The organism is Catellatospora bangladeshensis, from assembly GCF_016862575.1.
Classification (GTDB): domain Bacteria; phylum Actinomycetota; class Actinomycetes; order Mycobacteriales; family Micromonosporaceae; genus Catellatospora; species Catellatospora bangladeshensis.
Genome location: NZ_BONF01000014.1, coordinates 127,241 through 146,963 on the forward strand (window position 1 = coordinate 127,241; position 19,723 = coordinate 146,963).

Below are 19,723 nucleotides of genomic sequence, written 5' to 3' on the forward strand. Positions count from 1 at the left end.
CCGGAATCACGACCACGGACAACGGCCCGTCCCGGTCGAAGATGCGGCCACTCGGCCCGCCGGGCCGCACCGGTCCGCGTACGGCGGGCGGGTGGCTACGGCGTCGCGGCCGGTTGCTCGGGCGCGGTCGCCGGCTCGGCGGCGGGCCCGCTCATCGGGATGTCGCGCAGGCTGAGCACCATGGTCAGGGCCACTCCCAGCACCAGCGCGATGTCCGCGACGTTGCCCACGAACGGGCCGTAGTCGATGAAGTCCACCACATGGCCGCGCGCGAAACCCGGCTCCCGCAGCAGCCGGTCCAGCAGGTGGGTGGTCGCCCCGCCGAGCACCAGGCCCAGCCCCACGGCCCAGGCCCGCGACCGCACCCGGCGGGCGACGAAGGTGATCACCGCGACGGTCGCCGCCGCGAACAGCGTCAGCACCCAGGTGTACTCGGTCCCGATGGAGAACGCCGCACCCGGGTTGTAGGTCAGCCGCAGCTGGATCAGCTCGCCGACGACCTGGATCGGCGCCCGGCCGGTCAGCTTCGACTCCGCCCACCACTTGGTCAGCTGATCCACCAGCACCAGCACGGCGGCCAGGGCGAGCACGACCGCGAACTGCCGCGGGGCGCGGCGCCCGGGGGCGGGGACGGTGGACTCAGACTGCACTGTCGCCATCACGATCTCTCCGTACACCGTTGACCAGCTCGCCGGCTGGCAACAGTAACCCACCCGCGAACGATCTTCACGATCCGCGTGCGTCCCGGCGGGCGGTGCTCTGGCGCAGCACGAGTTCGGCCGGGAACTGCTGGCGGTGGCCGGGCGCGATGTCGCCGAACAGCAGCAGCCGCACCGCGGCGGCGGCCATCTCCTCCACCGGCAGGCGCACCGTGGTCAGCGGCGGGTTCGCGCAGATCGCAGCCACGCTGTCGTCGAACCCGATGACGCTGACGTCCTCGGGCACGCGCCTGCCGCCGGCCGTGAGCGCCTGGACCGCGCCAGCCGCCATCAGATCGCAGGCCACGAAGACGGCGTCGAGGTCCGGGTGCTGCGCCAGCAGCCGCTGCGCGGCGTCGTAGCCGCCCTCCCGGGTGAACGCCGCCTCGGCGCTGATCTCGGCCGCCCCCAGCCGCTGCAGGGCGCGCAGGTGCCCGATGCGCCGGTCGGCGGCGCAGGTGCTGGCCGCCGGGCCGTGGATCGCGGCGATCCGGCGGCGGCCGAGGCGGTGCAGGTGCGTGATCGCCGCGTACGCCCCGCCGATGTTGTCGGCGACCATCGCCGGGACCGTCTCCGCGGTCGGCACCAGCGAGACCACGCGCCGGCAGCGGCGGTGGAAGCGTGCGGCCAGCGCCGGGGTGATGTCGGACAGCACCGCGCCCAGCGTGACGCCGGCTGCGATCTCGTCCAGCGACTCGGCCGCCGACTCGTGCGTCAGGGCGTGCACCCGCAGCTGGGCGCCGATGCCCTCCAGCAGCGGCATCATCCCGGCCAGGACCCGGCCGTAGTACGGGTTCGAGCCCAGCCAGCCGCCGGGCAGGTTGCAGCTCACGGCGATCACGTCGACCACCCGCGGCCGGCCGGAGGCCAGGGCGCGAGCCGCCTCGTTGGGCCGGTAGCCGAGTCTGGCCACCGCCTCGTGCACCCGCACCCGCAACGGCCCGGACGCGCCCGGCGCGTTGTTGATCACCCGTGATGCCGTGGCCCGGGACACGCCCGCCACCCGCGCGACGTCATCGATGGTCGGCTTTGACCTGCTCATGCGGCACCTGCACCCTCCGCCTCGTCCGTGGATAGCGGTATCCCGACGATACGGGCGAGAGCGCTCTCACGGGAAGCGCCTGCCGCGCACAGCCGTCCCGCGCGCTCCTATCCCGACATGTACACGCGCTGTACGCGGCTGTTGCTAACTTCTCCGGCCACACCCCCCGGAAGGAGATGACGGTCGATGACAGGTCGGGCGGCGAAGAGAACATGGTGGAGCCTCGCGGTCGCGGCGCTCATGGGCGCGCTGGTGCTGGTCCCGGCGCAGCCGGCCGCCGCGCAGACCGGCGCGATGATCCAGCCGGTGGACGGCGTCGTCACCGGCGTGCTGTCCAACCGCTGCGGCAGCACCGACAGTGACCACTACGGCGTCGACATCGCCGCGAACAGCGGGAAGGCGATCGGCGCGGCCTACCCCGGCACGGTGACGTTCGCCGGGTGGACCTCCGGCGGGGGCAACACCGTGACCGTCTCCCACGCCGCCGGCTACGTCACCCGGTACCTGCACATGGTGCAGGCGCCGTCGGTCGGCGCGGGGCAGGCGGTGGGCCAGGGCCAGCTGCTCGGGTACGTCGGCAGCACCGGCAACTCCACCGGCCCGCACCTGCACTTCGAGATCTGGCGCAACAACGCCGTCTACGGCATCAGCCCGGCGTACACCTGCGGCGGCACGGTCACCAAGGGCGCGGCGATCAACCTGCCCTTCGCCGACCTGCCCGCCGCGGGCGCCGTCGCCGAACGCTTCGCCTTCGTGAACGCGGCGGGCGTGCTGCACGTCAAGGACGGCGCGTACGCCTCCTGGCAGGCGGTGAACGCGGGCGGCGCGACCAAGGCGGTGCTCGGCGGCAACTGGATCGGCTGGATCCAGGGCGGCAGCTTCTACGCCAAGGACGGCGTCTACGGCGGCTGGCTCACCATGGCCGGCGGCGGGCAGGTGCGCGACATCGCGATCAGCGGCAACCGGTTCGCGTTCGTCAACACGGCGGGCGTCGCGTACGTCAAGGACGGGCCGTACGCGGCCTGGCAGGCGATCAACGCCGGTGGGGCGACGCGGGTGGAGCTGAACGGCGACTGGATCGGGCTGATCCAGGGCGGCGACTTCCTGGCCAAGCAGGGCATCTTCGGCGGCTGGCTGAGCATGGCCGGTGGCGGGCAGGTGCGCGACATCGCGATCAGCGGCGAGCGGTTCGCGTTCGTCAACGCGGCCGGGATCCTCAACGCCAAGGACGGCGCGTACGCGTCGTGGCGGGCGGTCAACGCCGGTGGCGCGACCAGGGTGGTGCTCGCCGGGAACTGGATCGGCTGGATCCAGTCGGGCGACTTCTACGCCAAGGCCGGGCTCTACGCCGACTGGCTGGCGCTGGCCACCGGCGGGCAGGTGCGCGACGTCGCCGTCAACGGCCAGGACTGGTTCGCCTTCATCGGCAGCGGTAACTACTACGCCAAGCAGGGACCGTACACCTCGTGGCTGACCATGGCGGGCGGCGGGCAGGTCACCGACATCGCCCTCGCCGGCTGACCCATGCGCGGCGGGAGCGCGCTCGTGCTCCCGCCGCATCGGACTCGGGTCGGACAGATCTTGCCCTTAGGGTGTAGGGATGAAGTCGATCAAGCAGGTTCAGGTCACCTTCGACTGCGCAGAGCCTGGGCGCGTCGCCCGTTTCTGGTGCGAGGTGCTGGGCTACGTCGTCCCGCCGCCGCCGGAGGGCTTCGCCTCGTGGGACGACTACGAACGCACGCTGCCGGCCGAGCGCCAGGGTGCGGCGGCCGTCGCCATGGATCCCTTCGGGGTGGGCCCGCGGCTGTACTTCCAGCGGGTGCCGGAGGGCAAGGTCGTCAAGAACCGGCTGCATCTCGACGTGCGGGTCGGCACCGGGCTCAAGGGTGAGGAGCGCGTGGCCGCGCTGGAGGCCGAATGCGCCCGGCTGGTCGCGCTCGGTGCGACCCGCGTACACCTGTGGCGTGCCGACGAGTTCAACGAGTCGTGCCTGCTGATGCAGGACGTCGAGGGCAACGAGTTCTGCCTCGACTGAGCGGCCGCCACGCGGCGACGGCAGAAGAAGAGGCAGGAAGAACGCCCCCTGCCACTTCTAACGTATAGCGCACCCGGGGTCTTGCGGCAAGACCCCGGTCTTGCCGCAGAATCGGCGGCCGACCCGGCGCCGACGAGGACAGGGGGCAACGACGTGGGTGTCTTGGAGCTGCAAGAGGTCGACGGTACGCAGCTGGCGGTGGTCGGCGGCAAGGCCGCGCACCTGGGGGTGCTGTCGCGGATCGAGGGCATCCGCGTGCCCGCCGGGTTCTGCGTGACGACGGATGCGTTCCGGCAGGTCATGGCGCAGGAGCCGACGCTCGGCGATCAGCTCGGCCGGTTGTCGCGCCTGGACCCGGACGACCGGGAGGCGATCCGCACGCTCAGCGCGGAGGTCCGCCGGACCGTCGCGGGGATCGCCGTCCCGGCCGAGCTGGCGGCGGAGATCACCAGCGCGCTCGCCCGGCACGGCGAGCAGGCGGCCTACGCCGTGCGGTCCAGCGCGACGGCGGAGGACCTGCCGACGGCGTCCTTCGCCGGACAGCAGGACACCTATCTGAACGTGGTGGGGCCGGAGGCGATCCTCGATCACGTCAGCCTGTGCTGGGCGTCGCTGTTCTCCGAGCGGGCCGTGACGTACCGCCTGCGCAACGGCATCGATCACCGCACGGTGCAGATGGCCGTGGTCGTGCAGCGGATGGTCTTCGCGGAGGTGTCCGGCATCCTGTTCACGGCCGACCCGGTCACGGGCAACCGGAGGGTCGCCACCGTGGACGCCGGGTTCGGCCTGGGCGAGGCGCTGGTCTCCGGCCTGGTGAACCCGGACGTCTTCAAGGTGCGCGACGGCGAGGTGATCGCCGAGACGGTCTCCGCCAAGCAGCTTGCCGTCAGTGCCCTGCCTGGCGGCGGGACGCGGGAGGTGGCGATCGACCTGCCGCGGCAGGAGCAGCCGGCGCTGACGCATGCCCAGGTCGTACGGCTGGTGCAGCTGGGGCGGCGGATCGAGGCGCATTTCGGCCGTCCGCAGGACATCGAGTGGTGCCTGGACGGCGACGGCTTCCAGATCGTGCAGAGCCGGCCGATCACCACGCTGTTCCCCGTGCCCACCGCGCACGACCAGGAGAATCATCTCTACGTGTCCGTGGGGCACCAGCAGATGATGACCGACGCGATGAAGCCGCTGGGGCTGTCCATGTGGCAGCTGACGGCCATGGCGCCGATGCACGAGGCGGGCGGGAGGCTGTTCGTCGACGTCGCCCGGCGCCTGGCCTCGCCCGCGAACCGCGCCGCCCTGCTGGATCTGATGGGCAAGGGCGATCCGCTGGTCAGGGACGCGCTGGAGACTGTCCTCGAGCGCGGCGACTTCATCCCGACGCTGCCTGACGACGGTCCCGCCGGTCCGCCGCCCGGTGGCGCGCCCGCCCCGATCGAGACCGATCCGGCCATCGTCGCCGAGCTGATCGAGCGCAGCCAGGCGTCCCTGGCCGCGCTGCGGCGCGACATCGCGGACCACAGCGGACCGGCACTGTTCGAGTTCCTGCTGGAGGCGGTCCAGGAGCACAAACGCGTCCTCGCCCAGCCGCTGAGCATGCAGGCGATCATGGCGGGTATGGAGGCCACCTGGTGGCTCAACGACCGGCTGCAGGATTGGCTGGGTGAGAAGAACGCGGCCGACACCCTGACGCTGTCCGCCCCGGGCAACATCACGTCGGAGATGGGGCTGGCGCTGCTGGACGTCGCCGATGTGATCCGCCCGCATCCGGAGGTGGTGGCGTTCCTGCAGGACGTCGCGGGCGACGACGGCTTCCTTGACGAGCTGCCGAAGCTCGCCGGCGGAGCGCAGGCGCGCGACGCCGTCGACGCCTACCTCGACCGGTACGGCATGCGCTGCGTCGGCGAGATCGACATCACCCGCCCGCGCTGGCGCGAGCGCCCGGCCACGCTGGTGCCGGCGATCCTCGACAACGTCCGGAACTTCGAGCCGGGCGCCGCAGCGCGGCGCTTCGAACGGGGGCGGCAGCAGGCGCTGCAGAAGGAGCAGGACGTGCTGTCACGCCTGCGGGCCCTGCCGGACGGGGACCGCAAGGCCGCCGAGACCAAGCGGATGATCGACCGGGTCCGGACCTTCATCGGGTACCGGGAGTACCCGAAGTACGACATCGTCAGCCGCTACTTCGTCTACAAGCAGGCCCTGGTCGCCGAGGCCGAGCGCCTCGTGCGGTCGGGCGTGCTGCCCGACGTGGAGGACGCGTTCTACCTGACGTTCCAGGAGCTGCACGACGCCGTGCGGTCGGGCACCGTGGATGCGCGGCTCGTCTCGGAGCGCAGGGAGGCGTTCCGGTCGTACCAGGCGCTCACGCCGCCGCGGGTGCTGACCTCGGACGGCGAGGCCGTCTCCGGCGCGTACCGGCGCGACGACGTGCCGGACGGGGCGCTGGCCGGCCTGCCGGTCTCCGCCGGGACGGTCGAGGGGCGGGCCCGCGTCATCCTGGACCTGGCCCAGGCGGATCTCGAACCCGGTGACATCCTCGTCACGGCGCACACGGACCCGAGCTGGACACCCCTCTTCGTCTCCGTCACCGGCCTGGTGACGGAGGTGGGCGGGCTGATGACGCACGGCGCGGTGATCGCCCGGGAGTACGGCCTGCCGGCCGTCGTCGGGGTGGCCGACGCGACCCGGCTCATCGCCGACGGGCAGCGGATCCGCGTGCACGGCAGTGACGGTTACGTCGAGCTGCTGCCCTGAGCACAGCCGCCCGGTCAGCGGCTTTCGGCCGCCGGCACCCGCGCCGTGTCCTGGGCGTGGTACGCGGCGAGCAGCTTGCGCTCATCCCGCATCCGGGGAAAGAAGAAGTACACCAGTGCGCCGCCGATCAGGACGGCGACGATGCCGGCCAGGTGTGCCCACTGGTCGCCCTCCAGGAACGCGGTCTTGGCGGCGGCGGTGATCTGCTCGCTGTACTGGGGGTACTGCTGGGCGGTGGCCGCGGCGCCGGCGAACGACTTGGTCAGCTGGGCCTGCACGCTCGCGTTCACGTCGGCGGGAGGCGCCGTGGCGAGGTCGGCGGTCGCCGCGGCCGTGTAGCCGGCGGTGAGCAGGGCGCCGAAGATCGACTGCATCATCGCTCCGCCGAGGTCGCGCTGCAGGTCGGCGGTGCCCGACGCCATGCCCGCGCGGGTGACCGGCACGGCTCCGGTCAGCGAGCGCGAGGCCGGGGTGCCCGCGAACCCGACTCCGGCCCCGATGAAGGCGTAGCCGAGTCCGATCTTCCAGTAGGCGGCGCCCTCACCCCACAGCAGCAGCATGGTCAGGAAGCCCAGCAGCACGAACACGTATCCGACCAGCAGCGTGAAGCGCGCGCCGTGGGTCTCCACGAGCCTGGCCGAGCGGGGCGCGCAGATGACCATGAACAGGGCGGCGGGCAGGATCGCCATCCCCGCGTCGATGGTCGAGTAGCCCAGGACGTTCTGCAGGAACTGCTGGCCGATGAACATCGCGCCCATGAGCGAGCCGAACACGACGATGCCGGCGCACGCGGCGACCCAGAAGATCCGGCGCGAGGCGACGTTCAGGTCGTACAGCGGGTTGGCGGCACGGCGCTCGCGTACGACGAACGCGGCGCCGGCCAGCACGGTGACCGCGGTGAAGACCGCGACCAGGGTCCCGGAGCCGGGCACCGGGGCGAAGTTGATGGCGAGGATGAGCGCGCCGACCAGCGCCACGGACAGCACGCCGCCGAGGTTGTCGACGGGCTCGGTGGTCTCGTTGACGTGGGCGGGGACCAGCACGAGCGCGGCGATGAGCGCGACGGCGGCCAGCGGCAGGGTGAGCAGGAAGACCGACCCCCACCAGTGGTGCTCCAGTAGGAAGCCCGCGGCCAGCGGCCCCAGCGCGGAGATCGCCCCGCCGAGCGCCGACCACAGCGCGATGGCCTTGGTGCGCGCGGCGCCGGACCACAGTGCGGTGATCAGTGCCAGGGTCGTCGGGTAGGCCATGCCCGCGGCGAAGCCGCCGAGCAGCCGCGCCACGATCAGGACAGTGTCGGTCGGGGCGTACGCGGCCAGCAGGCAGGCAGGGATCGACAGGGCGACGCCGAGCAAGAGCATCAGCTTGCGGCCGTAGCGGTCACCGAGCGCACCCAGGTAGATCACCGAGCAGGCCAGTCCGAGCGAGTAGGCGACGGCGATCAGGTTCAGCGCGGTCTGCGAGGAGTCGAAGGCCAGGCCGATGTCCGGCAGCGCCACGTTGGCGACGGCGAGGTTCAGGTTGGCCACGGCCGCGACCAGGATCAACGCGGTCAGCACCCGGCCCTGTCCGGGTGGGGCCACCGTCTCCGGCTCAGTGGGGCTGCTCACGTGGCGTTCCTTTCCGGGACGCGGTCACGGCCGGCTACGCGGCCGGCGGAGGCTGTTGCATACGGGCTCATACCGCATCAAACACCTTATCCGGTGATTAAGCCCTCCACCGGGGAACCTCGTGGTGCCGCCGTGGCTTCGTGGGCCGACCTTTATCGCAGGTGAGCGGTTCGTGAACCGTGGGCGACCCCACGTCACAGATTGACATCAATCGCTAAAGGTTAGTTGCGGTCTTTCGGCGCCGTTCGGAAACTTTCTTCGTCAGTGCAATGTGGATGCCCCTTCCGCCCAGGCCGGGCCGGGGACGGTCCTTCATGCCACGTGCCGCACGGTCCTGCTCCACCGACCGACGAAGGAAGGAACGAATGAGGATCACCAAGACCACCCGGTTGCTCGGGGCGGCCTTGACCGCGCTCATGGTGACGGTCCTACACGGCCCTGCGGCACCCGCGCAGGCACTGGCCGCGGAGACCTTCACCATCGTCATGCTGCCGGACACCCAGTACGCCTCCGAGTACTGGCCTGAGGTGTACCGGGCCCAGATGCAGTGGGTCGCCGACCAGCGGACGGCACGGAACATCAAGTACGTGCTGCACGTCGGTGACGTGGTCGACAACTCCGACCAGCTCGCCCAGTGGAACAACAGCAAGAGCGCGATGGGCCTGCCCACCGACGACGTGCCCTACATCATCGGGCCGGGCAACCACGACCTGGACTCGGTCACCACCCGCGCCGCCACCCGCTACAACACCCACTACCCACGGTCTAACTTCACCGCGCTGCCGTCGTTCGGCGGGACGTACCCCGCCAACCAGAACGACAACACCTACCACACGTTCAGCGCGGGCGGCGTGGACTGGCTGGTGGTGGCGATGAAGTACGCGCCCAGCGCCGCGGAGATCACGTGGGCCAACTCCGTGGTGGCCGCGCACCCCAACCACAACGCCATCCTGGTCACCCACGCCTACCAGAACGGCACCACCAAGGACACCAACGGCAACAACCTGTGGACCAACCTGGTCAGCAAGCAGGGCAACTTCCGGTTCACGTTCTCCGGCCACTACGTCAACGCCGGTGTGATCACGCAGCAGGGCACCAAGGGCAACACGGTCCACCAGATCCAGGCGGACTACCAGAACTCCTCCCAGCGCGACCCCAACAGCTTCCTGCGCATCATGACGGTCGACCCGAACGCCAAGACGCTCGACGTGAAGACCTACTCCCCCTTCCTCAACACGTACAAGACCGACGCGGCGAACCAGTTCGTCCTCAGCAACCTCAACCTGATCCCCGCCGCGTGGAGCACCGTCGTCGACAACACCACCCCCGGCAGGTTCACGGCGAGCGCGAGCTGGGGGACGTCGACCTACTCCGGCCAGCGGTACGGGGCGGACTACCGGTTCGCCGATCCCGTCTCGGCCAGCGACCCCGCCTGGTACAAGGTGGACATCCCGGCGACGGGCACCTACCAGGTCGCGGTCTGGTACTCGGCCAACGCCGGATACAACGACGTGACGCCGTACATCGTGGTCACCCCGACCGGCAACCAGATCGTGAACGTCAACCAGCGCGCCAACGGCGGTAAATGGGTGTCCCTCGGCAACTTCACCCTGTCCGCCGGAGACGAGAACAAGGTGGGCGTCAGCCGGTGGACCGCCGGAACCGGATACGTCATCGCCGACGCCGTGAAGGTCACCCGGATCAGCTGAACCGCGGGACGCCGCACATCCGTACGTGCACGTGCGCTGACCGTGTGGGGGTGCGGCGACCGCCCGCCCCCACACGCCACCGCCGCATCCGCCCTCGTGAGTCGACAACCGCCACGGAGTGTGTCTCGTGATCCTCACGGTCCTGCTCGGCGCGGCCATCGCCGCCCACCCGCTGACCCCCTTCTCCATCGACCAACTGGTCGAGGTGACCCTGCACACCGACCGGGTGGACGTCGTCGCCGTGCTCGACGTCGGCGAGGTCGCGGCCAAACAGCTCACCCCCGACTGCACCGCCTTCGCCACCGAGCTGCGGGCCGCCGTCGGGCAGGCGCCGCTGCGATGGACCCTGCAGTCCCAGGAGGCGAAGCGGCAGGGCCCGGCGGGCATGGAGACCATCCGGCTCACCTGCCGGATGTCGGCCCCGGCCCGAGTGGACCCGGCGGCGTCCATCTCGGTCGTGAACGGATACCTGCCCGATCGGGTCGGCGCCAACCAGATCGTGCTGGCCGGGGCGGGCGTCCCGATGCCGGCGACGCTGCCGCCCTACGAACGGTCGGCACAGCTGACGCTGCAGCCCGGAGCAGACGCGAGCGCACCGGCCACCGCTCCCGCGCCGCGGGGCGGCTGGCTGCAGCGCGCCGAGGCGTGGCTCGCCGGCGCCGTCGGCGACCCGTCCCCGCAGGTGCTGCTGCTGGCCGTGCTCTTCGCGGCGCTGCTCGGCGCCGCGCACGCGGCACTTCCCGGGCACGGCAAGACCGTGATGGCCCTGTACCTGGCCGGACGGCAGGGGCGGCGGCGGGACGCGGTCATCGTCGGCGGCACCGTCACGCTCACGCATACCGCCGGGGTGCTGATCCTCGGTATCGCCACCACCACGTTCGCCGGCCTGGCCGCCGAATCGGTGCTCAGGTGGCTCGGCGTGGCCAGCGGTGTCCTGATCACCGTCGTGGGGATCGGCCTGCTCGTCAGCGGCCTGCGGCACCGGCGGGCCCACCGGCACGGAGGGCCGCACCACCATCACCACCACGGAGCGCACCACCACCATCATCACGGCCACAGCCACAGCCACGGTCATGACGGCCGCCGCCGGAACCTCACCGCGCTCGGCGTCGCCGGTGGCCTCGTGCCGAGTCCCACGGCCCTGGTCGTGCTGCTGGGCGCGGCGGCGCTGGGCCGTCTCTGGTTCGGCATCATTCTGATCATCGTGTACGGCCTGGGCATGGCGGCCATGCTCACGGCCGCCGGTCTGCTGCTGCTCCGGGCACGCGACCGCTGGGCGTGGCTCGGCCGGCTCACCGTGCCCGCCGAGGCGACCGCCTCCGTCATCATCGTGGTCGGTTTCGGCCTGGCCGCTCGCGCCGCGCTCGCCTTCTGATCCCGATCCGCCCGCCCGGCAGCCGAGCGGGCAGCAAGGAGTATCCATGCGATTCGACACCGGCCGCCGTCCAAGCACCGCCCTGGTGGCCATCGCGCTGGCAGGTCTCGCCCTGGCGGGAGCCGCCGCCTGCGGTCAGGCCACACCGACCGCCGCCACCGGCCCCGGCACGCCGGCCGGCCCCGGCACACCAGCCGCGACCACGCCAGCCGGTCCGGCCGCGACGGTGAGCCCCACCGCGACCGCCGCGGTTCGCACGACGACCGCCCCGGCCGCCCCTGCGCGTACGCTCGATCCGCGGATCGCCGACGCGTGCGATGCGGTGACCGCTGCCCGCCGGACCGCCGTCGACGCGCTCGCGCCGGTGGCGGCGGTTCTCGGCCGCAGCGGGCTGTCGCACGACGATCTCGCCAAGGCCACCACCGACCTGAACGCGGTCTACACCGCGATGCACGTCGGCGTCGCCGGGTCCGCCGAACTCACCGCCGATGCGAAGCTCAAGGCGAAGATCTCCGCCTACCAGCTGGCGGTCGAGCAGGCGATCGTCGCCGTCGAAGGCTCCGACGGCGAGCAGGCGAAGCTCCGGGCCGTCATCGAGTCGCCCGCGATGCGAACCGCGGAGAAGGCCGTCCTGTCCGCCTGCGCCTGATACGGGCCCGTCCGGCGACGGTCCTACCCGCGCCCGTCGAGCGGCTGCACGCCGTCTGCACGCCCGCGGCAAGGCCGCCCCGGCACGCTCGACGCGGCCCCGCCCACCGCACCCGCCGTGCGGCGGGCGGGGCCGTCGATCCCGAGTGCCGAGGAGACGAACATGCAGACCATCACGATCCGCCGGGCCGCCCCGCTCCTGCTCGCCCTGACGCTGGCGCTGGCCGCGGCCGCCGCGCTGCGGGCCGTGCCACCGGTGCCGCCGCGCACCGTCGCCGAGGTGTACGACATCCCGCCGAAGGGGCCGCGCGGCTGACGACGCGGTCAGCTGCGGTGAGGCGCGGCGCCGTCGGTCGCGGTGACGAACGCGCTGACCTCGGCCCGGCTCAGGCCTGCGCCCTGCCGCAGCGCGGCGGCATGGTCGGCGGCGGTCACCGACGCGGCCACGGCGGCGACGGTGCGCTCGCCGTTGAGCGGATCCATCCGCAGCGGGTCGTAGCCCACCCGGCCGCCCAGGGCCCGCACGGCGCCGAGCAGCACCGCCCCGTCGTAGCCGCGGCCGGTCATGCTGAGGATCCCCGCAAGCAGGTTCAGGCAGGTCAGCCAGCCGGTGAGGTCGTCGTGGCGGTCCAGCTCGCGCACGGCCCGGCGCACGGCCCGCTCCGCCGTGTCGAGGTCGCCGAGGTCCACGGCCAGACCGGCCCGGTTCCACAGGCCCGAGCTGGCCGCCCACGCGAAGCCGCACCGGTCGCCGACCTCGACCGACTCGTCCAGGGTGGACGCCGCAGCAGCGGAGTCGCCGCACAGCCGCGCCACGAACCCGGCGATGATCAGCGCCTCGGCCAGCAGCCAGTCCAGCCCGGTGTCCCGCGACCGGGCGACCGCGTCCCGGGCGGCGGCCGCCGCGTCCTCCCCGCGCCCGACCAGCGCCAGGTAGTAGGTGTGGTAGGCGTGCGCGCGGGCGAGAGTGGCCGCGCTGCCTCCGGCGGTGGCCAGCTCGACGGCGGTCGTGATGGCCTGCCCAGCGCCGCCGAAGTCGCCGATGAGGTAGCGCAGGCAGGCCAACCCGGTCAGCGCGCGGGCCCGGTCCTCGGCCGCCGCGCCCGCGGCGGCGTCGAGCGCGCCGAGCAGCCACCGGTGCCCCTCCGCGATGTGCCCGCGCTGGTACCAGAACCAGGACGCGTCGGCGGCCAGCCGCAGCCCGGCGTGCGGGTCCGCGCCGGACAGGGCGTGGCCGAGCGCGGCGCGCACGTCGGCCTGCGCCGAGCGCAGCACCGCGAGCCAGTGCGGGGCGTCCGGGCCGCGCAGCCCGCGGTCGGCCTCGGCGGCCAGCGGCGAGATCCACCGCAGGTGCCGCCGGTGCAGGTCCACGCGGTCCGTCTCGCTGAGGCCGCGCTCGGCGTACTGGCGCAGGGTCTGCAGCATGCGGTAGCGGCGCGGGCTGGTGTCCGGGACGGTGGCCAGCATGGATCCGGTGATGAGCCCGGTCAGCGCGGGCAGGATCACGCCGCTGCCGGTGCCCGCGACGGCCGCCGCGGCGTCGAGGTCGAAGGTCCCCGCGAACACGCTGAGGCGGCCGAACAGGTCGCGCTGGCCGTCGTCGAGCAGCCGGTGGCTGACGTCGATGGTGTTGCGCATGGTGCGGTGCCGGTCGGGCAGGTCCCGGCGCAGGCTGCCCGCCTCCAGCCGGTCCAGCCCGGCGAGGATCTGGGCCGGGGACAGGACCACCGTCTGACCGGCGGCCAGCTCCACGGCCAGCGGCAGGCCGTCGACGGACGCGCAGATCGCACGGACCGTCGCCAGCTCCTCGGCACTGGGCTGCCAGTGCGGGGACAGCGCGGCGGCCCGGTCGCCGAACAGTTCCGCGGCCTCGGCCAGGCCGAGCGGCTCCACCGGCAGCAGCCGCTCCCCCGCCACGCCGAGCGGGCTGCGGCTGGTGGCGACGATCCGCAGGCCGGGCACGTCGGCCAGCAGGCGCGCCACCACGGGGGCCAGCTCATGCGTCAGGTGCTCGCAGTTGTCCAGCAGCAGCAGGACGGGGCCGTCGCCGAGCGCGGCCGCCACGGTGGTGAGGTCGGCGAGCACGGCGAGCCCGAATGCCTGGGCCAGCGTGGCCTCCAGCAGCGTGGCGTCGGTCAGCTCGGCGAGTTCGGCCACGTGGACGGGCAGGCCGCGGTCGTGGCAGGCGTGCCGGGCCAGGCGGGTCTTGCCGCTGCCGCCGGGTCCGGTGAGGGTCAGCAGCCGATGCTCGGTCAGGGCGTGGTGGATCCAGGCCGTCTCCCGCTGCCGGCCGATGAACCGGTCGGCGGGCAGATCGACCCGGCCGGCCTGTCCTGCGTGGCCGGTCACCGCCGTCGTGGCCGGAGCCTGGACGGCCGATGGCGAGGGCTGGTGTGCCGGGCCTGCTGCCGCCGGGTGAGCCGGGGTCAGGGCCGGATCCTGGCGCAGGATCGCGCCTTCCAGCGCGGTCAGCTGCGTGCCCGGGTCGATGCCGAACTCCTCGTTGAGCAGGCGCCGGGCCTCCCGGTAGGCGTCGAGCGCCTCGGTGGTCCGGCCGTCGCGGTACAGGGCGAGCATGAGGTGGGCGCGGGCGCGTTCGCGCAGCGGGTGCTCGGCGACGAGGGCCTGGGCGGCGGCGACGGCCTCGGCGGTGCGCCCGGCGGCCAGCAGCGCTTCGGCGTGCGTCTCGGCCGCCACGAGCCTCAGTTCGGACAGGCGCAGGATCTCGCCCTGGGCGAAGGGCGCCTCGGCCAGGTCGGACAGTACCCCGCCCCGCCACAGGGCCTGCGCGGCGGCCAGCACCTCCAGCGCCGCCGCCCCGTCCCCCGCGGCCAGGAGCCGGCGGCCGCGGTCCAGGGCCTGCTCGAACCGGTGCGCGTCGACCTGGCCGGGGGCGATGTCGAGCAGGTAGCCGGCCGGGCGGCGGGCCAGGATGTCGCCGCCCAGCGCCGCGCGCAGCCGGGACACGTAGGTCTGCAGCGCGTTGACCGCGCTCGGCGGGGGCTGCTCGCCCCACGCGTTGGCGATGAGCCGGTCCACGGTGACCACGCTCCGTCCGGCCAGCAGCAGCGAGGCGAGGATGAGGCGGGGCTTGGGGCCGCCCAGGTTCAGGCCGCTGCCGCCGGAGTGAACCTCCAACGGCCCAAGGATCCGGAACTCCACAACTCTCCTCGGCAGTGTGTCGACAGCGGTGACACACGGTACCGGCGCGGTGCACTTGGCTGCCCACAGCGGCCGCCGGTAGGGGCTGAGCTGCGGTGCAAGCGCGCTGCACGCGGGCTGCGAGCGGGTGGCGGCAGGTTGACCGGGCGCGGCGGGACCGGCCCGCCGCCCGGCCCAGAGGAGCCTTGATGAAGCCGACCCTTCGTCCCGTCGCGGGTACGGGCGGCGCGCCCGACTCGATCCCGGCGCACGTGCGCAGCAACTACGTCGAGTGCATCACGCTGCCGGCGCGTGCGCCGCGCCGGCCAACCCCGCCGCCGGCCCCGGGCAGCGAGGCCGGGGCGTGACGGCACCCTCGCCGACCGCCCTGGACGGGAGCTGGCGCGGCTGGGTGGCGGAGAACGTCGCCCTCGGCGTGCCGGACGGCGAGATCGTCTCGGCGCTGCGCGACGCCGGGCACGACGCGGTGACGGCCGCGGCGGAGGTCGAGCGGGCCTCGGCCCACCCGTACCTGGCCGCCGCCCGCCGGATCGCCGCCGAGTACGGCCGGGCCGAGGCGCTGCTGGACGCGTACGGGCAGCTGCGCGCGGCCGACGGCGGTGGCGTGCTGGAACGGCGCCGCGGCGTCGCGCCCGCGGAGTTCTTCGCCCGGTACTACCACGGCCACCGGCCCGTGGTGCTGCAAGGGCTGCTCGACGGCAGCCCTGCGCGCGAGTGGACGTTCGGCGGGCTGCGTCACCGGTTCGGCGACGTGACGGTCGAGGTGATGACGGGCCGGGAGGCCGATCCGGACCATGCCTGGCGCTACGACGCCCACCGCACGCCGATGCCGTTCGGCAGCTACCTGGACCTGGTGGAGGCGGGCCCGAGCAACGACAACTACATGGTGCCGCGCAACGAGAACTGGCGGCGCGACGGCCTGGCCGGCATGCGCGACGACATCGTGCCACCGGCCGGGATCGTGCCCGACGACGTCCTGCCGGAGGAGATGACGCTGCTGCTGGGCCCGGCGGGCACGGTCACGCCGCTGCACCACGACAACATGAACATCCTGCTGTGCCAGGTGCTGGGCCGTAAGCGGGTGCGGCTGGTGCCGTCGTTCCAGCGGCACCTGGTGTATCCGCGCGGCGGGACGTTCAGCCATGTCGACGCGGACGCCCCCGACCTGTCGCGGTTCCCCGACTACGCGTCGGCGACCGTGCTGGAGACCGTCCTGGAGCCGGGTGAGGCGCTGTTCATCCCGTTCGGCTGGTGGCACTGGGTGCGGGCGCTCGATCCGGCGGTCACCGTGAGCTTCCACCGGTTCGCCGTGCCCGGCGGCAACACCTACCTGTCCGAGCCGCACTCCACCGGTGCGGCCTGATGATGAAGGAGCACCACATGTCCGTGACCACCCGGGTGGCCGCTGTCGCGGCCCTGCTGGCCGCAGTGCTGGGCGGCGCCGCGCTGACGGCCGCGACGGCCGCCGAGCGCGGCGCCGTCTCGGCCATCAACCCGAAGGACCCGCCGCCGGAGACCACGAAGGGCTGAGCATCCCGCCGCGACGGTCCACGCCGGACCGCCGCGGCGGCAGGGTGCGACTGAGGAATCCGCCGGAGGCCGATCCGGACCGTGGAGCCGGGGCGTGAAGGCCGACAGGCGCATTGACATGTGGCTCTGCCGGTTCGACCCTGGTGTCGGCGACCTGGATGGGAGGACTCATGGAGAAGAAGAAGCCGCTCAAGGAGCGTGCCGCGGTCCGCGTGACCGGCGCGATCGTCACCGCCGCGACCCTGCTCACCACGCTCTACACGATCGCCGCACCGATGATCCAGAACGACCCGAAAGCGCCGTGACGGCCGTCCCCAGCCTCACCGCGGCTCTGTTCATCGCATCGCCGCTGCTCGTAGCCGGGGTCATGGGCGTGCTCCTGGGCCGCGACCCGCTGCGCCTGACCCGGCTGCGGCTGCGGTGGATCGCCCTGCTGTGGGCAGCCGCCGCGATCGCGGCCCTGCGGTACGCCGACCCCGGCTGGCTGCCGCAGCCGCTGCGCCAGGACAGCGGCCTCGCGCTCGCGGCGGCGACGTGGACGCTCAGCGCGGCATGGGTGGGCGTGAACCTGCGCGGGCGTACGCGGGGCCAGCAGGCCGGGCTGAGCGCCCTGCTCGCCGGAGCTGCCGCGAACGCGCTGGCCATCGCGGTCAACGGCGGCGAGATGCCGTACGCCCAGCCCGCCGGGCAGACCGGTGCTGACACGACGGTCGGCCATGCGGCGTGGGAGGCAGGGCAGCACCGCCTCTACTGGCTCAGTGACGTCATCGCCGTGCCCGGCACCGCCGTGTTGCTCAGCGTCGGCGACCTGCTCCTGATCGGCGGCATCACCACGCTGCTCGTCGCCGCCATGCGCCCGCGACGGATCACCGACCCCCTCGCCTCGGAGGTCGTCGACGACGAGTCCGACCAGACCCTGCAGCCGCGGCCGGCCGGCAGCCGGCCCGCTTCAGATTGACGGCTGCCGGGGCGCGGCGGATCATCATCGCGCACGAGGTGGGGAGCCGAAGTGGACAGTGTGGAGCGTCTTCTGACGCCGATGTTCGACGGGTACGACCGGTGGCGCGACCGGGCGCAGGCCTGGATCGACGAGACGGCCGGCAAGCCGATCCGGGCGTGGATCGCCCCGGTCCTGCTCGCGTTCGCCGCCACCGCCGCGCTCGTCGGGCTGCTCCGGCTGCTGCTGGCCGCGGCGGTCGGATTCGGCCCGTTCGGCCGCTGGGCGGTCGTGGCCGTCATCGGCACGCTGGCCGTGGTCATGCTGGTCGTCGTCACCCGCAACGTGGTCGTCTCGCTGGCCGACCCGAGCCAGCGGCGCCTGCTGCTCATCGCGCTCATCACCTCCGGCGCGGGCATCCTGGCCAGCGTCCAGGCCGTGGTCGCGCTGACGATCGCCCTGTCGGACGACCCGCCGCCGCTGTGGACCATCGAGCGGTTCTACCTGTGGCGGCTGGTCGGCTCCGTGCCGCTGCTCGACATCCCGGCCCGGCTGGAATGGGCGGAGCCGCCGGTTCTGCCGGGGCTGGCGGGCCACGTGCTCGAACTGGCGTTCATCCTCGTGGTCATCCCGCCGTTGGTCCGCGTCGGCATCGCCCTGTACGGCCAGGCCGAGGACCGCGCCCGGGAGCGCGAGTACTCGGAGGCGCTGGCGCACCGGTTCCGCGCCCGCAGGCTGTGGAGCAGCCTGGCCGATCCGCGTCTCACCACCATCGCCGCCGGTGCCGGAGCCGGGTGGGCCCTGGTCGAGCTGTACCGCCACACGCCGACCCGGATCCTGTCCCTGACCACGCTGGTGGGTGTCGTGGTGGCGGCGGCCCTGGCCCTCGTGGCCGCGGTCGCCGTGCGCTGGATGTACGACGTCCTGAGCGAGCAGGCCGCCCTCATCACCCTGGCCTGCGCGGCCCTGCTGGTCTGGTTGGACAGCCCGGCGCGGCGGCTCCTGCTGCCGTCGGCCGGACCGTTCGGGGCATGGGAGAAGCTCGGCGTGACCCTGGCCGTATGGCTGGTGCTGCTGCTGATCGTGCTGGTCTTCCTGTGGTCGGATCCGGAGTTCCTGGAGGCGCTGCTCGCGTTCACGCTGGTGATCGGCTTCCTGGGCGGCGACGCCCCGGCCGCCGTCTGGCTGCACCATCACGCGACGTGGCAGCCGTGGGGGCTGCCGCTGGACCAGCTGCTCATCACCGCGGGCCGCTGGTTCACCGTCGCGTTCCTCGTGCACCTGGTCTGGGCGGTGATCCGGCGGCAGCCGATCCTGGGCCACGCCGACTACGGCGACACGGCCGGCGGGCTGCGCCAGGATCTACGGGCGTACCTGCTGCGGGCGGTGCACCTCGTGATCGCGGCGGCCGCGGCGCTGACGCTGCTGCGGTCGGCGCACGCGGCCACCGGGTCCGCCCCGGTGGCGGGACCGTGGACGGAGGCGTCGCAGGCGCTGACCGCCGCGGCGTGGCACGTCGTCGACTCGCTGCCCGGCCCGGACGTCACCGAGATCCTCGACTGGCGGCTGACCGCCGACGTCACCGGCCGCTGGGCGGGGCTGGTGGTGATCCTGGCCGTCGGGGCGACCGTGCTGCTGGTGGCGCTGCCGATGGTCCGTACCGTCGCGTTGTGGGCCCGGCTGACGGCGGGCCGCCCGCGCAGCAGTGAGGCGCTGGCCTCGGTCCCGGGCGCGGTCGCCGACGATCTCGCCGCCGTGGTCGCCCACCTGGAAGGTGTGGCCGCCGCTGGAGAGCCGAGGTTCACCTTGGTCCCCCGTGCTCGGCGGGTGCCGTTCGGCCGCCGGGTCGACCTGGTCACCCCGACCGGCACGGCGGGGCGGCGGCTGGTGCAGGCCGAGCTGAACATGGCCACGCTGGTGCGGCTGTTCGGGCACGAGTCAGGGTGGTACCAGGCGGCGGACCGGGCGTTCGCGGCGACTGCGCGCGCGTTCGGAGCCCACGGCCAGTCCGCTTTCCCGCGCCTCGACGCGGGTCGGCGGCAGGACACCGTCGCCGCCGCGCGGGCCGCGGTCGACGGGTACGCCGCGCTGATCGTGGATTGGCGGGCCGCCTGGCAGGCGGGCGCGCCCGGCGGCGAACCCGCGGCCGTTCAGGCACAGCCGAATGAGGCGTAAAGGTCGCTGAGGGCTGCCCAGCACGGCAAAATGTCGTAAACGAGCGGATGTGCCCAG

17 protein-coding genes are annotated in these 19,723 nt (G+C 73.1%); 13 read left to right on the top strand and 4 right to left on the bottom strand.

The window, feature by feature from the left end; genetic code table 11:
- Positions 1-95: 95 nt before the first annotated feature.
- Positions 96-659: a signal peptidase II gene (locus Cba03nite_RS14365; protein WP_203746002.1), complete on the bottom strand. Its 564-nt coding sequence runs from the start codon at positions 657-659 to the stop codon at positions 96-98.
- A gap of 67 nt (positions 660-726) precedes the next feature.
- Positions 727-1,740 (bottom strand): LacI family DNA-binding transcriptional regulator, encoded by a 1,014-nt coding sequence (locus tag Cba03nite_RS14370; protein ID WP_203746003.1) that lies wholly within the window; start codon positions 1,738-1,740, stop codon positions 727-729.
- Between the two features lie 186 nt (positions 1,741-1,926).
- Here Cba03nite_RS14370 and Cba03nite_RS14375 point away from each other — a divergent pair, with 186 nt between their 5' ends.
- From Cba03nite_RS14375 to rph, 3 genes are all read left to right on the top strand, one after another.
- Positions 1,927-3,261: a M23 family metallopeptidase gene (locus tag Cba03nite_RS14375; RefSeq protein ID WP_203746004.1), complete on the top strand. Its 1,335-nt coding sequence runs from the start codon at positions 1,927-1,929 to the stop codon at positions 3,259-3,261.
- A gap of 79 nt (positions 3,262-3,340) precedes the next feature.
- Entirely contained in the window at positions 3,341-3,775 is a 435-nt protein-coding gene (locus Cba03nite_RS14380) for a VOC family protein (RefSeq protein WP_203746005.1), read from the top strand.
- 153 nt (positions 3,776-3,928) lie between these two features.
- On the top strand, positions 3,929-6,520 hold the full coding sequence (gene rph / locus Cba03nite_RS14385; protein WP_203746006.1) for a rifamycin-inactivating phosphotransferase: 2,592 nt from the start codon (positions 3,929-3,931) through the stop codon (positions 6,518-6,520).
- Positions 6,521-6,534: 14 nt separating this feature from the next.
- Here the strand turns inward: rph and Cba03nite_RS14390 are convergent, their stop codons facing one another.
- A complete protein-coding gene (locus Cba03nite_RS14390; RefSeq protein ID WP_239125730.1) occupies positions 6,535-8,130 on the bottom strand; it encodes an MFS transporter in 1,596 nt (531 codons plus the stop codon).
- Positions 8,131-8,495: 365 nt separating this feature from the next.
- On the opposite strand from Cba03nite_RS14390, the gene Cba03nite_RS14395 reads away from it, so the two are divergent.
- From Cba03nite_RS14395 to Cba03nite_RS14410, 4 genes are all read left to right on the top strand, one after another.
- Entirely contained in the window at positions 8,496-9,839 is a 1,344-nt protein-coding gene (locus Cba03nite_RS14395) for a golvesin C-terminal-like domain-containing protein (RefSeq protein WP_203746007.1), read from the top strand.
- Positions 9,840-9,966: 127 nt separating this feature from the next.
- Positions 9,967-11,214 (top strand): nickel/cobalt transporter, encoded by a 1,248-nt coding sequence (locus Cba03nite_RS14400; RefSeq protein ID WP_203746009.1) that lies wholly within the window; start codon positions 9,967-9,969, stop codon positions 11,212-11,214.
- 46 nt (positions 11,215-11,260) lie between these two features.
- Positions 11,261-11,863, top strand: coding sequence for a hypothetical protein (locus Cba03nite_RS14405; protein WP_203746011.1), 603 nt, complete (start codon positions 11,261-11,263; stop codon positions 11,861-11,863).
- Between the two features lie 162 nt (positions 11,864-12,025).
- Positions 12,026-12,178 carry a hypothetical protein gene (locus Cba03nite_RS14410; RefSeq protein WP_203746012.1) on the top strand — a complete coding sequence of 51 codons (153 nt, stop codon included), beginning with the start codon at positions 12,026-12,028 and terminating at the stop codon, positions 12,176-12,178.
- A gap of 8 nt (positions 12,179-12,186) precedes the next feature.
- On the opposite strand, the gene Cba03nite_RS14415 is transcribed toward Cba03nite_RS14410, so the two are convergent.
- Entirely contained in the window at positions 12,187-15,000 is a 2,814-nt protein-coding gene (locus Cba03nite_RS14415; protein ID WP_203746013.1) for an AfsR/SARP family transcriptional regulator, read from the bottom strand.
- Between the two features lie 212 nt (positions 15,001-15,212).
- On the opposite strand from Cba03nite_RS14415, the gene Cba03nite_RS14420 reads away from it, so the two are divergent.
- The 6 genes from Cba03nite_RS14420 (at position 15,213) to Cba03nite_RS14440 (ending at position 19,666) form a co-directional block, all read left to right on the top strand.
- A complete protein-coding gene (locus Cba03nite_RS14420; RefSeq protein ID WP_203746014.1) occupies positions 15,213-15,371 on the top strand; it encodes a hypothetical protein in 159 nt (52 codons plus the stop codon).
- Positions 15,368-16,387, top strand: a complete 1,020-nt coding sequence (locus Cba03nite_RS14425) for a cupin-like domain-containing protein (RefSeq protein WP_203746015.1) — start codon at positions 15,368-15,370, stop codon at positions 16,385-16,387. The genes Cba03nite_RS14420 and Cba03nite_RS14425 overlap by 4 nt, the downstream gene beginning before the upstream one ends.
- A 17-nt stretch (positions 16,388-16,404) precedes the next feature.
- A complete protein-coding gene (locus Cba03nite_RS14430) occupies positions 16,405-16,554 on the top strand; it encodes a hypothetical protein (protein ID WP_203746016.1) in 150 nt (49 codons plus the stop codon).
- A 170-nt stretch (positions 16,555-16,724) separates the two neighbouring features.
- Complete coding sequence (locus Cba03nite_RS40300; RefSeq protein WP_275411588.1) at positions 16,725-16,859, top strand: hypothetical protein; 135 nt, start codon at positions 16,725-16,727, stop codon at positions 16,857-16,859.
- Positions 16,856-17,512 carry a DUF5317 family protein gene (locus tag Cba03nite_RS14435; protein ID WP_203746017.1) on the top strand — a complete coding sequence of 219 codons (657 nt, stop codon included), beginning with the start codon at positions 16,856-16,858 and terminating at the stop codon, positions 17,510-17,512. The genes Cba03nite_RS40300 and Cba03nite_RS14435 overlap by 4 nt, the downstream gene beginning before the upstream one ends.
- A gap of 60 nt (positions 17,513-17,572) precedes the next feature.
- Positions 17,573-19,666 (top strand): hypothetical protein, encoded by a 2,094-nt coding sequence (locus tag Cba03nite_RS14440; protein WP_203746018.1) that lies wholly within the window; start codon positions 17,573-17,575, stop codon positions 19,664-19,666.
- The last annotated feature ends 57 nt before the right edge of the window (positions 19,667-19,723 follow it).